Origin of the sequence: Tissierella carlieri (genome assembly GCF_018917285.1) — a bacterium.
GTDB classification, from domain to species: Bacteria; Bacillota; Clostridia; order Tissierellales; family Tissierellaceae; genus Tissierella; species Tissierella carlieri.
The window spans coordinates 21,428-36,134 of record NZ_JAHLOH010000025.1 but is presented as its reverse complement, the minus strand read 5'-3'; the positions used below and the strand labels follow the sequence as shown (position 1 = coordinate 36,134).

The window sequence follows — 14,707 nt, the reverse complement described above, 5'->3', positions numbered from 1 at the left end:
CTAACCCTCCATATTAATCAAATTATTTCTTATTATTTGTGCTCTATACATGTCTCTTTCATCCTTTAGCATATCTCTATGCAAGTTCATCTGTATACTAGCAGGTTGTATATCTATCATTAGTTTGACAATATCTTTTGTATTCATACCTTTTATTATGCCCATATCACATCCTAATTTAACATTAGATAAGTGTGCCATTGCTTCAGTAGATGATATAAGCCTACTATAATTTAAAATTCCAAGGGATCTAAATACTTTATCTTCTAATTCTAAACTTCTCTTATCCATCATGTATGCTCTAGTACTTCTTTCCCTCGATACTATTTGTAATATAACCTTATTTAACTTTTTAATAATATCTTCCTCTTTTTCTCCTAATGTAGTCTGATTAGATATCTGAAAAAGATGACCTAGAGCTTTAGAACCCTCACCATAAAGCCCCCTTGCAGTTAAACCTATTTTACTTAACCCATCTATAATAGTATTGAGGTGTCCTGTCATTGCTAAACAGGGAAGATGGACCATTACAGATGCTCTAAGTCCAGTTCCTACATTAGTCGGACAAGAAGTTAAATATCCAAATTTTTCGTGAAAGGCATATTCAATGTTTCCTTCTAAGGAATCATCTATATTTGAACAAATTCGCCAGCCTTCTTCAATATTTAATCCATATAACAATACTTGTATTCGAATATGATCTTCCTCATTAATCATTATAGTGACCTTTTCATCACCTCTCAAAAGGAAACTTCCATTTCTTGTACTCTGAGCAAGATTTGGACTTATTAAATGCTCTTCAACAAGTACGGAACTTTCCAACTCAGATAAGTCTTTAACCCTATAGAATCTATATATATCTTCTTTATTTTTCATAACACCTAATACTTCTTCTGTGACATACTCAGATTCATCCATAGTCATAAAATCTGGGAATTTATAATTTGCCATATTTCTTGCAATTCGCAGTCTAGTACTAACTACCACATCCTCTTCTTTTCCTTCACTATCTAGCCATTTTGCCACATTTCTCACCCCTCAAAACCATCAATTTTACTCTTTAATTTTTTTATCTCATCTCTTAAAAATGCAGCCCTTTCAAAATCTTCTTTAACTATAGATTCTTCTAATTCATTCCTTAAAGATTCAATGGCCTTTTTTTGAATGGTTTGGCTATTTATTTTGGTAGGTATTTTCCCTTTGTGTTCATTATGTCCATGTATTCCTTTCAATAAAGAATCAACATCTTCCCTAAATGTTTCATAACACTGTGAACACCCAAATCTCCCTATTTCCATAAATTTTTTATAGGTTAAACCGCATTGCGGACATGAGATATTCTTTATTTCTTCTTTCCCTTCCTGCATTGACCCTATAAGCCCAGTAAAAATCTTTTGAAAAGAGAAAGGAAACTCAAAATCTAAATCGTTATTTTTCTTAGCACAAGAATCACATAGATGCATTTCTTCTATACTACCATTGATTATTTTAGTAAAATGAATAGTTGCATTGTTTTTTTCACAGGCCTGACATAACAAGAATAACACCTCCTATTTAACAAGAATAAGCAAAATGTTTTTTAAAACATCAGCTCTTAATTTATTACGATTATTTACATCTTCTTTATTTAAAGCCCTATCTCCTATTGCAGCTTTCATAATATCGCCTTCTCTCTCGCTAATAAATCCTTCTTCAATTAGTCCATCAATTATATGATATGCTTTATTTTTTGTAATTGATTCACCAATAATGTCAACTATAATAGTATTAATATCTTCATTTTCATCTATTCCTACTTTTATAATCTTAATATACCCACCTCCACCCCTTCTACTCTCAATATAATAGCCTTTATAAGGGGTAAATCTGGTGGTTAATACATAATTTATCTGGGAAGGTGCACAATCAAACCTTTCAGCTAATTCATTCCTCTGTATTTCTATTGTACTATCTTCCGCCATCTCTATCATAGATTTAATAAATCTCTCTATCATATTACTTAGGCCAGGCATATAAATCCTCCTTTGACTTTGACTTTCTTTGTCCTTCTTGTCAAAAATATTTGCTCTGCTGGATTTTTCTCATCTTTAAGAGCAAATAAAATTTTATTATACTAATATTCTCTTACATTATTATACTCAATAGCATCTTTAATCATACTAATCTTTACATTATCTTTTTTCAAAGCAGCATCATATGTGGTATCTATAACAACCCACTTCCCATCTAAGAACACCTGATTCCAAGCATGATATTCTTTTAAATCACTCTTATATCCTTTTACTAGTTTAGTTGGTATTCCAAGGGATCTTAGCATACCCGCAAAAAGAGCTGCATAATCATAACATATTCCAGATTTATCATCTAATACCTTATCGATTTCTGGTACGTAATCATTTGATAATCCCTTAATTTTATTATAATCATATTTTATATTATTTACAATATATTTATAAATAGATTCTATTTTTTCCTTATCTGTGTTTTTTCCCTTAGTTAGATTTTGGGCCAATTCTATTACTTTTTCCTTATCATCCCAATAAACTGGTTGTGTAGAAGCCAAATATATTTCACTTAAATTATTATTTATAACATTTATATCCTGTTTTTGAACTACCTTATATTTATCTCCAGATGTATTTTGCAATATTTTTATTGTATATGTTCCTTTTCCTAATTGTAGAGGAATTATTTCAACTGTTTTATTTAGACTATAATAGTACTTTTCACTTTCTTTTTCAACCATAATTCTCATACCTTTATCCTCTTTTAAACTTTCAACTTTAACAAGATTGTCATCTAAAGCCGATATTGTATATAGAGATTCCCCAATAGCTTGTCCTGCAAAAGCAAATAGAAAAACAAGTATATATATTATGGAAAAATATCTTCTTTTCATTTAAACTCTCCTTTCGGTAGCTGGCTGCCTTCTTTAGGCCCTATAGCTTTGCGTCCTTGAGTTTCCTCAAGTTTGCCTTTATCGCTTGACAGTTTACAAAAGATATTCTTACACTTTTGTACTTGTCATATAATTTGAATATTAAGTTAACATAATTCTAACATATTAATTCCAAGGTTTAAAAGTTAATTTTTTGTAATAATTTAATTCTATTTTATTTAAATATACACATCTTAGATGCCTATATAAACAAAATAGCTGGAAGATTAGTTTCCAGCTATTTTTTCCTCTTAAATCCCATCTGAACTCCTATGAATAAAAATAACATTCCTGCACCGTAGAATAAGCTAGATGGAATTTCACCAGTTCTTGGCATTTTCAAAACTGATTGTGGAATTTTCTCTTCTATTATTTCTTCCTCTTCAATTATTTTAGGTGCAACTTCTGGAATTTTCTCTCCTATTATTTCTTCCTCATTTTCTTCTGGTATTGTTTCCGGAATCCTATCTTCTATTATTTCTTCCTGTTCCTCAAATTCCTCTGATTCCTCTGGTTTTTCTGGTTCTTCTGGTTCTTCTGGTTTTTCTGGTTCTTCTGGTTCTTCTGGTTCTTCTGGTTCTTCTGTTGGAACATCAGATTCAGCTATAAAAATCCACTTTACCTCTACTCCCGCACCCTGAAATTCATTACCTGTTTCTGGTCCCGGTAAATAAACTGCCGCATTTAAATCCTTAATATCATTAGGATTAAATACTCCTAAACTGATACTAGAAGTAGCAAAATCTTTCATCGATCCAGAGTAAACTATATTCCCATGAAGATACACTGTCAAATTTAATTGTTCAAATAAATCTATATCTCCTTCTTCTGGAATTGGACTCATTCTTTCCGCCCTCATATATAGATAAAATGACGATCTGTAATTATTTTTTATAGTGATCTTGGCCTCTTTTGTATCACCTGGATTTAATCTATTTAAATCAAACAATTTTGTACTAGTTGGTATTATCTCCAATCCTAAATCAGTTCCTATTAGCTCCAAGTCTTCAGCATAAGAAATACTACGACCAAATGAATTTAAAGTTCCTAGAACTAAGGAAAGAACTCCTATAAAGATAAATGTTTTAGATAAAAATCTCCTCATATCCTACCCTCCTTACGAGGTATTTCTAAGGAAGGCATATGCCTTCCTTAGATTATATTATGGTAATACTTCTAGACCTAGATCAACTGGGTTAATGCCCCATTGGTCATTGATTGCACCATTAGTTGCTTGAATTGCTTCAGCTTCTACTGTTAATGTAAATGTAGCATCTTGATATTCATTCCCCATTTCTCTGCCTTTAAATTTTACTTCTTCTATTACATTTGATGTAGCAGCTCCTGGCTGTACTATATTTTTATAATAATACCATCCATCTCCACCGTCAATCCAATCAGATAATATTGTGTATTCTACAACATCAACTGGTAATTCCGGATTAAATTCAGGAGTTAATTTAACTCTTATATATGCTCTTTTTGAACCAATATTCTCAACACGCACTACCTTAGAATGTGTATCTCCTGGATTCACATTTTCTATACCATTCTCTGGAAACTCATCAATTAAATTAATATCAACTGTACCTGCTTTAAAAGTATTTACTACCGGCTTTGCTTCTGCTGTAAACCATGCCATTGTACCACCGACTACTAATAGTACTGCCAAAATAACTACTGATCCTAACATTATACTACGCTTTTTCATTTCTTTTCCTCCTTTTAATTTTAATCCTATTTTGCAGCTAGGCTGCCATCAAAAGAAGGCCCTATAGCTTTGCGTCCTTAAGTTTCCTTAAGTTTGCCAATTTTTACTTCCCTTATGGTGCTGGAACTCCTTCTGGAAAAGGTAATGTTGATATTCCCCATATATCCTTCCAAGCATTATGGGTTATTTGGGCACCTTCTGCTACTGCCTTTATGCTGAGAGTCTTTCCATCATATTCGGGACCTAAAGATGTAAAAGTTACACTTTCGAGCAATAAGCTTGTTACTTGATCCTTCGTCAAATAATATTTGTAATAGTAATGTCCATCTCCGCCATCAACCCAATCTCCAAGATTTAAATTTAGTTGAACATTAGATATTGGTAAACTAGGTTCACTCCATTCTGGAATTAATCTGATCCTTACATAAGTTCTTTTTGTTCCTAGGCTTGCTACCTGAACATTCTTTGTATAGGTTCCAGTACTTACATCTGTTATATCTTCAAAGCCTGGTTCTAAGACTTCAACCTTAATTGTGCCCATTTTAAATTTATTAGCAATAGATTCAGTTGATATAAACCATGCAAAAACAACCGTCGAAATTAAAATTATTAATGCAATTGTGGATACTGCAATTATTTTCTTTCTCATAAGCATCCATCCTTATACTACATATTTGTTTGACTTTCTCAATTTCCCTACAATCATCGGCATTATTATCCACAAAATTGTCAATGTTATAAGGATTCCCATTCCTAATTTCGTATTTAATACTCTAAAAACCTTGCCTACTAATGGGACTTTGAATACTACCTTACCTATCAATTGTTTTCCTTCAAGGGGCATTGGGTCATTAACTTCATTGGCATCACCTTTAGTTGTAAAAAATTCACCATGATTTTCTATATCTATTACCCTATGGGTAATTCTAGAATTCTTGTTATGTCCATAGTAGGTAATAATGTCCCCTTTGTTTATTTCATTAGCCTCTAATTCTCTTACTATTATCATAGAGTCTATCTTTATAGTTGGACTCATACTACCACTATCTACTATATATAATCTATGGTTAAGTAGCGTGGGCTCTTTACCTGTAATCTTTGATTGAACAGTTATAAATATTAGTACAATCATAATCATCATGAAGATTGTAAAGAATATATTGCCAATGATTTCTAATTTCTTTTTCTTAGTTTTTTCTTTTAATTCTTCTTCTTTAATTTCATTCTCTTCCACCCCATAATTCCCCCTTCCTCTGTTGCATTTTATGCATTATTAAATTTATTATCTATTTCCACTGTTGCTGGTATAATAAAGTAATCTAGTTTTGTATATAGTAATTTATCTTTAATTGGCAGAGAACTATGATTTCTCGTTTCACCTACGGTAAAGCTATTTACCTTTGGATCTGGATCTTCCCAGAACCATCCATCATTATCTCTTTCATTTATTACATCTATTGAAACATTCCAATCATCATACCCTATTGTCAGCTCGTATGTGTTACCTGATACATAACTAATGCCCCCACCGCTCATACCTATTAATTTGAAGTTCATTGGTACAATTTCTCTAACTGTATAAGTTCCAGGTAATAGGCCCTTGATTGATTTTGACTGCCCTGAATTAAGAGATACAGCCCAAGTCTTTTTATACTGTCCAGTTGGTCCTTCTAATATAATATCGAAGTCTTTATCTCCATATCCTGAACTATTTAAGAGTTTTGTAAATGTCAAAGCCCTCAATCTAAATTCTGGTATCGGAAAATATTTCTTAGCATCATTTCCGTCTATATTTTCATATTCAATATAAGTCGGTTTATTGGCTGGATAGAACACCCCACCCTCCGCACTATAATCCAATGTAACTCTATATTTCATCCAATATTTTATACCTTCGTTTATAGTTCCAATATTCCAAATTATTTTATCTGTAGTTGTATCGTAACTTAATGTTCCATGACTTACGGTTATTAAGCTATTATAATTACCGGCATTTATACCTAGTATTGAATACATATCTCCTAATGGGTCTGTTACTACAGCACCAGTAGCTGCATTGGAAAGTCTTTCTGCAATTTCTTGGAATATAATATTTAGATTACTTGAGCTAGCAGTTGAATAATAATTCCCCGAACTTGCAATGTTTTCTAGTGTCCAATCTCCTTCAGATCCTGCATTTAAAGCTATAGTATAAATTTCATATCCCTTTGATTTGGCAAACTCTGCTTCAGCCACAGCATGAGCTCCATGTCTATAGTTATAGCTATATCTATTTTGCCCAGTTCCTCCTGTTTGATATTCTGTATATTCACTGTTACCAGCACCTACTGTTGAACCATAATTAAAACCAGATTCAGGTATTGCAGAAGTTGTTCTAGAATAGGTTCTATTACTTTCATATTTCCAAAATTCTAAATAGCTGTTGGGACTATTAGGCTTATAACTATAAGTTGCTGCACCATCTCCAAGCAATACTATATTTTTATAATTAGCAATACTACCATTTAATAAAGCACTCCCCTGCCTAATCCCTGCCTGAATATGGGTACCACCATTAGCATTTAAACTATTAATAGCTGATATCAACGAATTCCTTCCGCTATAACTTTGGAATCCTGAATTTACAGTTACATCTCCAGCAAAAGATACTACAGCTATTCTTATATGGTTTTTGCTAGAATCACTTAATAAGGTATTTACAAAGTTCTTAGCTGCATTTTTAGCATCTGTGATTTTTTGACCCGACATACTGCCAGAACGGTCTATAACCAATACAATATCTGATGTTTCTACCTTATCTTTTCCTTGGATTTCCAAAGTTATTTCCCATTGATTTCCAGTCCCTGGTACTTCTATTCCTGATTTGTTTAATAGTAAGGAACCTGGATTTGGCCAAGTCTTATTATTTACTTCATCGGGATAAGATTCTAAGCTCACCAAACTAAATGAATTAATTCTTGAAACATCTTCTTCATCCTCAAATGGTCCTAGCTCTCCATCCCAGAATTCTTCTATATAAGGCGATTCTATTTCTTCTCCTTCTCCTGGTGGAAAGTCTGGATTTTCCGGTATATACTCGCCCGATAGAAATGTATAATATAAATTAATAATATTTTCCCCTTCTATCAAAATGATTTCTTCTACATCGCTTTCTACGAAAGATAAACCTTCAAACTCCTTAACATAATCCAAGCTAAAAATTACTCCACCTACTTCTAATCCTTCTAGGATTTCTGTCTCTATCAACTCTTCTTCAAAATCATATTTTTCTATATGATTTATCACTAGATCTGTAGTTGGTATAATTGGTACTAATGGTGGAACCTCTGGATTCACTGGCGGATTCTCTGGGTCTACTGGCGGATTTTCTGGGTCTACTGGTGGATTCTCTGGGTCTACTGGCGGATTCTCTGGGTCTACTGGTGGATTCTCTGGGTCTACTGGCGGATTCTCTGGGTCTACTGGTGGATTCTCTGGGTCTACTGGTGGATTCTCTGGATCTACTGGCGGATTCTCTGGGTCTACTGGTGGAACCTCTGGGTCTACTGGCGGATTCTCTGGATCTACATAGTAATAATTTTCATTGGGCTCGGCTGTATATGAACTTAGTCCCATGCTCACACACATTGATAGTACCAAAACAAATACAACAGATATTTTAAATATTTTTTTCATTTACATATCACCTCCATTACTAACTATAAACTTTATGCTTTCATTTTTTATCTTATGCTATTTATACCATTAAGAAACTTCATATAGATTTCTTAAACATTACAAATCAATTTCATTTTAATTTTTATCAAAAACTTCTATAAAAGTATCCTAATATAATTTTTTGAAACCAAATCAGATTAAGTTCTTTTTAAAAAATCAAAAACAAGTGAAGATTTGTCCATTAAGTATAAAAAAATCCTACCAACCATATACGGCTAGTAGGATAATATTAATTTATATACTAATTTATAGAGACTTAAATCTAATTTTTAATATTATATTTTTATTCTTACATTTTTCCTGAAACCTTTTCTGTAACCTATTTACAATTATATTTAGACTCTTTTCTTCTATATCATATAGTAAAGAAACCAATTGGCTGCTATTCCATTTAGATAATACATCTCCTTTCCTAAGATTATTATATACTATTTCCTCTAATGTTCTCATGGATTCCTTTCTATCCTCTTCATCTATCGAAAGATATCCTTTGTTCTCTATAGTTAATATTCCTAAAAATTTATTATCTTTCATATTCCTTGATTTTTTTCTCGTTTCCAAATTATATAAGAATTTAAAATAATAAGGTTCGCAAATCAATGCCTCCTTGTTTTCATAATCTTCTTTTAATTCTTCATCTATTTTACTTAAGTTAATATCATCTTTTAAGCTTTCTTCATCTAATTGCATCTTTTTATATAACATTTTCATTTTGGGAGATGGTTTTATACCTATATGACTATATAGTCTAGAAGTGATATATTCATAATGGCTAATTGCATATCTTTTCTCTCCCACCTCTGTTAAAGCTTCAATAAAGTACATATGCAAGACCTCATCATAAGGCTCATATTGGATAGCTTCTTCACAAGTCTTAATTATCTCTTCATTCATCTTCTTCTGCTTCAATAATTCTATATAATTAAATAATCCTTGCAAATATAATCTACGATATCTATTTCTTATGGGTACAATCCATTCTTCATATTCTATCTCTCTCAAATATTCTCCCTTATAAAGCTTCAATCCTTTTTCTAATAATGAAAGGGATTTTTGGGGATCATTTTCTTTTAGCGAATTACCTTCATCTATAAGTTCTTTAAATAATTGAACATCCAATACGCAATTATCATTTGTTTTAAATACATAGTATCCATTTGAATGTTCTATTCTATAGAATTGTTTAAGATTTTTATCATCTAAGTTTATCATTCTTCTTAATCTAGATATCTGTGTTCTTAATACGTTTTTGGGATCATGAAATTCATTATCTGCCCATAAATCTTCAATAATACTTTCAGGCAATAGCTTTTTTTCATTAAAGGTTATAAAATATTTAAAAAGTGCCAACATCCTATACTGGTATCCTTTTGTATCTAAAATACTCTCATCATTGTATCTGATATCAAAATCTCCAAAAGTATATATTTTATACACAGCTATCCCTCCAATAATAACATATATTGATATATACCCTTAATATCTTTAATTCTACATAAAAAATCCAGCCAATTAAGGCTGGACTTTTATTTTCATTATTCTCTTTCCGCTTTTGCTTCTGCTATAATCTTTTCTGCAATATTAGTTGGAACTTCTTCGTATCTAATAAATTCCATTGTAAAGCTTCCTCTTGCTTGGGTCATAGCTCGTAAATCTATGGCATATTCAAACATTTCTGAGTGGGGTGCCTCTGCTGTAACCTTTTGAGTTCCATCATCCTGTTGTTCCATTCCTAATATTCTACCTCTACGTTTATTCATATCTCCCATTACATCACCCATATAATCTTCCGGTATTGATATTTCATACTTCATTATAGGTTCAAGCAATATAGGTTTCGCTGCCTCCATACCCTTCTTAAATGCTAAAGATGCAGCAATTTTAAATGCCATTTCATTAGAATCTACTGGATGATAAGAACCATCAAACAGTATAGCTTTTAAATTTACTACTGGATATCCTGCTAAAACTCCATGTTCCAAGGAATCTATAAGTCCCTTCTCTACTGCTGGGAAGTAGTTTCTTGGTACTGCACCACCAAATACCTCTTCTGCAAAAACAAATTTTTCTTCACAAGGCTCAAATCTTATATGAACATCCCCATATTGACCTGCTCCACCTGATTGTTTTTTATGTTTTCCTTGAACGGATGCTGTTCCTTTAATTGTTTCTCTATAAGCAATCTTTGGATTAGTTAAATTAACATCTACTCCAAAAGCATTTTTCAGTTTATCAACAATAACTGCTAACTGCATATTTCCCTGTCCACCGATCAGCAACTGTTTAGTTTCAGCATTTCTTTGTGCAATAAAAGTTGGATCCTCATCTGTCAACCTTTGTAAAGATGTACCAATCTTTTCTTCATCACCTTTGGCCTTTGGTTCTACAGCTAAGAATAATGTTGGTTGTGGATATTTAATTTCTTCATAAAGTGTAGGATTGTTCTTTGCACACAAAGTATCGCCTGTTCTAGTAAAGTTTAGCTTTGAAGTAGCTCCTATGTCTCCTGCCTGTATTTCAGAAACCTCGATTTGGTTTTTACCTCTAAGTACAAATAGTCCCCCTAGTTTTTCCTGTTTGTCCTTTGTAGAATTATATAATTCCATGTCTTTAGTTATCTTGCCTGATATTACTTTAAATAAAGTTAATTTACCTACAAATGGGTCAATAATTGTCTTAAATACCACTGCAGAGAATGGTTCACTAGGATCAATTTTTCTTTCAACTTCTTTATCATCCTTTAATCCCTTTACGCTACCAATCTCCTTTGGAGATGGAATATATCTTTCTATAACTTCTAATAAGAAATCAACACCTATTGCTTTTTCTGCACATCCTACAACTAAAGGTACTAAATCTCCTTGAGCTACTGCTAGCCTCAAACCTTTAGATATTTCTGCTTCCGTAAACGCCTCTCCCTCAAAATACTTCTCCATTAATTCTTCGTCTGTTTCCGCTATCTTTTCCATTAGACTTTCTCTGATAGAATCTATCTCAACTTTTTGGTCATCTGTAAGTTCTACTTCTTTCCTTTGAGTTCCACTATATTCATAAGCTTTTTCGTCAATTACAGACGCAAAGCCTTTAAAACTACTAGATACACCTATAGGTAAAGCGAAAGGTATTATCTTATCGCCAAATTCTTCCTTTAAATTAGATAATAAATTTTCAAAGTTAACCTCTTCTTTATCCATTTTGTTAAGGAAAATAATCCTTGGTGTTACGTATTTCTCTAAATTTTTCCAAGCCTTCTCTGTACCTACTTCAATTCCAGAGGAAGCATCAACTAATAATACAGAGCCTTCAGATGCCCTTTTTGCACCATACATTTCACCAATAAAATCGAAATATCCTGGTGTGTCTAACAAATTGAATTTTGTGTCTTTCCATTCTACAGGGATAACAGTTGTACCAATGGACACCTTACGTGCGATTTCCTCTTTGTCGAAATCTGATACTGTATTTCCATCTTCTACTCTTCCCTGTCTTTTTGTTACGCCTGTTGCAAATAGTACTGCTTCAGTTAAAGTTGTTTTTCCGCTACTACTATGTCCTAGTAAAGCTACATTCCTGATTTTATCAGCTGAATATGTTTTCATTATACATTTCCCCCTTAACCAGCATATTTATTTAAAAGATTTATTGAAAATCTCTCATACCTATTTTACACATTTCACAAAATTTTTAGTCAATTCTTCTTGCATAGACTCAAAAAATTAGTTACCCTTTTGATTATATCATAAGACATATTATTATCATAGTCTTTTTTTATCACACATATCTTGTTACACTAATATTAGTCCAATAGAAAGGAGTTGTTCATATTGTCAATTAGTTTTAGGGAAGAAATTAAAAATCTACAGCCATATAAGCCTGGAAAGCCAATCGAGGATGTTAAAAGGGAGTATGGACTTGACAAGGTAATAAAGCTTGCATCTAATGAAAATCCTTTAGGTTGTTCACCAAAGGTTAGAGATGCTATAATCAATACCTTAGATGAATTAGCTATTTATCCTGATGGTAATTCTACTGATTTAAAAGAAATTCTAGCTTCTAAACTTGGAGTAGATGTTAGTGAGGTTCTACCAAGCAGTGGATCTGACGAGATGATTGACATGATAGCAAAAGCATATATTAACAAAGATGATGAAATAATAATGGCTGACATTACATTCCCAAGATACATACAAACTACAGAAATGATGGGAGGAACCCCTGTAATAGTTCCATTAAAAGAATTCACATTTGATTTAAATGGTGTATTAGGTAAAATCACTAATAAAACTAAAATCATCTGGATATGTAATCCAAATAATCCAACAGGTACTATGATTACAGAAAAACAATTTGTAGATTTCTTGGATAAGGTACCTTCAAATATTTTAGTTATATCAGATGAAGCATATCGGGAATATGTAACTAGAGATGATTACCCTCATAATACAATAGGGTTATTAAAGAAATATTCTAATCTTTTAGTTATGAGAACTTTCTCTAAAGCCTATGGATTGGCTGGCATCAGAGTAGCTTATACTATAGGAAATAAAAATATTATAGAAAATATAAATAAAGTTAGAGGACCTTTTAATGTTAATATCTTAGCACAAGCTGCGGCAATAGCAGCTATAGAAGATGTAGAATTTCTGCAAAGAAGCTATGATATTAACCTAGAAGGAAGAAATTATCTCTATAATGAATTTGATAAATTAGGATTTTACTATCCACCATCAGAAACAAATCATATATTTGTTAATGTAGGCAAAAATGGTCAAGATGTATTTATTGAAATGCAAAAAAAAGGAGTTATTATAAGACCTATGGGCGGAGATTTTATAAGAGTTTCCATAGGAACTATGGAAGAAAATAAAATATTTATTGAAAAATTAAAAGAAGTATTAGGTTAATTGCAATATTGGATTTGGAATTAATTCACAAATACAAAAATCTTCTGTAGAAGTATTATAGGCAGTTTTTTCTAAAATCCATTGAGACCAAGTTCTCTTTATAAAGTCAAAGATAAATGAGAACTTTTCTATTCGTTATAAAAAATCAGGTGAGAATTTTTCTCACCTGATTTCATTTACATGTACTCATCAGTCTTATATGGCAAACCTTTTTTCTTCAATCTACCTTCTACTATTTCTTTGATAATAGAGTATATAAATACGAATAATGGCACCCCGATAATCATACCTAATAACCCAAACAATTTCCCAGTAACTAATAGAGAAAATAATATCCAAAATGCAGATATTCCTAGTGAATCTCCTAATATCTTAGGTCCTATAATATTACCATCTATTTGCTGGATTATAAGTATTATTACTAAAAACCATAATGCCTTAATAGGTGAAACAAATAAAATGATTATCGCTGAAGGTATAGCCCCAATAAATGGTCCAAAAAACGGAATTATATTAGTTATACCTACTATAAATGATATTAGGATTGTGTAGGGCATCTTAAATATAGTTATAACCACAAATGTTAAAACACCTATTATAAAAGAATCTAATATCTTACCACTTAAAAACTTCCCAAATATATTGTTCCCTCTATTTGCTAGCTCTATTATCCTATTGGCTCTTGTTTCAGAGAATAAAGCTCTAGTCGTTTTCTTACTTAATGCTAAGAATCTCTCTTTGTCTATTAATAAATACATTGATATTATAATGCCAAGAACTATATTCCATACGCTGGACAATATAGTTTTAAGCGTATTTCCTAATACAGGTATAAGATTTGTTGCAAATCTTATAATACTATCCCTATATTCATTCCATTTCGCTACTATAAAATTATAATATTCTTCCTGTATTTCATATTTACTATTAAAGTCATTTACTAAATCTGTGATTTTACTTACATAGGAAGGTATATCGTTTACTAATCCCATTATACTTGAATAAATTTGAGGAAATACAAATTTCATAAATATATAGATTAATAGTATAACTGTTGCATAAGTCAAAATTAAGCCTATAAATCTTACAAACTTTGGTTTAATTCTCTTTAAAGAGTTAAAACGTAGCACTTTTTCTTCGTAAAACCTTAGAATAAAATTAAAAAGATATGCCATAACAAAGCCAATTATAATTGGCATAAATATCGATATAACTTCTCCTACTTTAATTTGAAACGTACTTACCTCTGATGCAATTAAATAAAAAATTATACCAGCACAAATTACAAAAAATGAATAAATTGATATAGTTGTATATTTAGAATTCCAATTAATCTTCATCTCTTCCCCCCATAATTATTCCTTTATCTCATTTTATTATTAAATTATGTTATTTACAAGTAAAATATAACTAAAGCCTTCCATTTAAAGCATTGAC

General features: G+C 31.5%; 13 protein-coding genes and 2 riboswitches. Of the genes, 1 reads left to right on the top strand and 12 read right to left on the bottom strand.

Features of this window, described 5'->3' with window-relative positions:
- The 11 genes from KQI38_RS06910 to fusA all read right to left on the bottom strand — a co-directional run bounded on the left by KQI38_RS06910 (nucleotide 1) and on the right by fusA (nucleotide 11,965).
- Complete coding sequence (locus KQI38_RS06910) at nucleotides 1-1,026, bottom strand: protein arginine kinase (protein ID WP_094902298.1); 1,026 nt, start codon at nucleotides 1,024-1,026, stop codon at nucleotides 1-3.
- A gap of 5 nt (nucleotides 1,027-1,031) precedes the next feature.
- Nucleotides 1,032-1,538, bottom strand: coding sequence for a UvrB/UvrC motif-containing protein (locus KQI38_RS06905; protein ID WP_094902296.1), 507 nt, complete (start codon nucleotides 1,536-1,538; stop codon nucleotides 1,032-1,034).
- Between the two features lie 12 nt (nucleotides 1,539-1,550).
- Nucleotides 1,551-2,012: a CtsR family transcriptional regulator gene (locus KQI38_RS06900; RefSeq protein WP_094902294.1), complete on the bottom strand. Its 462-nt coding sequence runs from the start codon at nucleotides 2,010-2,012 to the stop codon at nucleotides 1,551-1,553.
- A 101-nt stretch (nucleotides 2,013-2,113) separates the two neighbouring features.
- Complete coding sequence (locus KQI38_RS06895) at nucleotides 2,114-2,899, bottom strand: transglutaminase-like domain-containing protein (protein ID WP_216557356.1); 786 nt, start codon at nucleotides 2,897-2,899, stop codon at nucleotides 2,114-2,116.
- A 12-nt stretch (nucleotides 2,900-2,911) separates the two neighbouring features.
- Nucleotides 2,912-2,986, bottom strand: a riboswitch (cyclic di-GMP riboswitch).
- 190 nt (nucleotides 2,987-3,176) lie between these two features.
- Nucleotides 3,177-4,043 (bottom strand): hypothetical protein, encoded by an 867-nt coding sequence (locus KQI38_RS06890; RefSeq protein ID WP_216557353.1) that lies wholly within the window; start codon nucleotides 4,041-4,043, stop codon nucleotides 3,177-3,179.
- 57 nt (nucleotides 4,044-4,100) lie between these two features.
- Complete coding sequence (locus KQI38_RS06885) at nucleotides 4,101-4,649, bottom strand: TasA family protein (protein ID WP_216557350.1); 549 nt, start codon at nucleotides 4,647-4,649, stop codon at nucleotides 4,101-4,103.
- A gap of 29 nt (nucleotides 4,650-4,678) precedes the next feature.
- Nucleotides 4,679-4,757, bottom strand: a riboswitch (cyclic di-GMP riboswitch).
- Between the two features lie 4 nt (nucleotides 4,758-4,761).
- Nucleotides 4,762-5,298, bottom strand: a complete 537-nt coding sequence (locus tag KQI38_RS06880; RefSeq protein ID WP_216557347.1) for a hypothetical protein — start codon at nucleotides 5,296-5,298, stop codon at nucleotides 4,762-4,764.
- A gap of 12 nt (nucleotides 5,299-5,310) precedes the next feature.
- Complete coding sequence (locus KQI38_RS06875) at nucleotides 5,311-5,883, bottom strand: signal peptidase I (RefSeq protein WP_094902284.1); 573 nt, start codon at nucleotides 5,881-5,883, stop codon at nucleotides 5,311-5,313.
- A gap of 29 nt (nucleotides 5,884-5,912) precedes the next feature.
- Nucleotides 5,913-8,324: a VWA domain-containing protein gene (locus tag KQI38_RS06870; RefSeq protein WP_216557344.1), complete on the bottom strand. Its 2,412-nt coding sequence runs from the start codon at nucleotides 8,322-8,324 to the stop codon at nucleotides 5,913-5,915.
- Nucleotides 8,325-8,612: 288 nt separating this feature from the next.
- Entirely contained in the window at nucleotides 8,613-9,803 is a 1,191-nt protein-coding gene (locus KQI38_RS06865; RefSeq protein ID WP_216557341.1) for an AfsR/SARP family transcriptional regulator, read from the bottom strand.
- A gap of 98 nt (nucleotides 9,804-9,901) precedes the next feature.
- On the bottom strand, nucleotides 9,902-11,965 hold the full coding sequence (gene fusA / locus KQI38_RS06860; protein WP_216557338.1) for an elongation factor G: 2,064 nt from the start codon (nucleotides 11,963-11,965) through the stop codon (nucleotides 9,902-9,904).
- A gap of 225 nt (nucleotides 11,966-12,190) precedes the next feature.
- On the opposite strand from fusA, the gene hisC reads away from it, so the two are divergent.
- Entirely contained in the window at nucleotides 12,191-13,270 is a 1,080-nt protein-coding gene (gene hisC / locus KQI38_RS06855; protein WP_094902276.1) for a histidinol-phosphate transaminase, read from the top strand.
- A 176-nt stretch (nucleotides 13,271-13,446) separates the two neighbouring features.
- Here the strand turns inward: hisC and KQI38_RS06850 are convergent, their stop codons facing one another.
- Nucleotides 13,447-14,610: an AI-2E family transporter gene (locus tag KQI38_RS06850; RefSeq protein WP_094902274.1), complete on the bottom strand. Its 1,164-nt coding sequence runs from the start codon at nucleotides 14,608-14,610 to the stop codon at nucleotides 13,447-13,449.
- Nucleotides 14,611-14,707 lie beyond the last annotated feature (97 nt).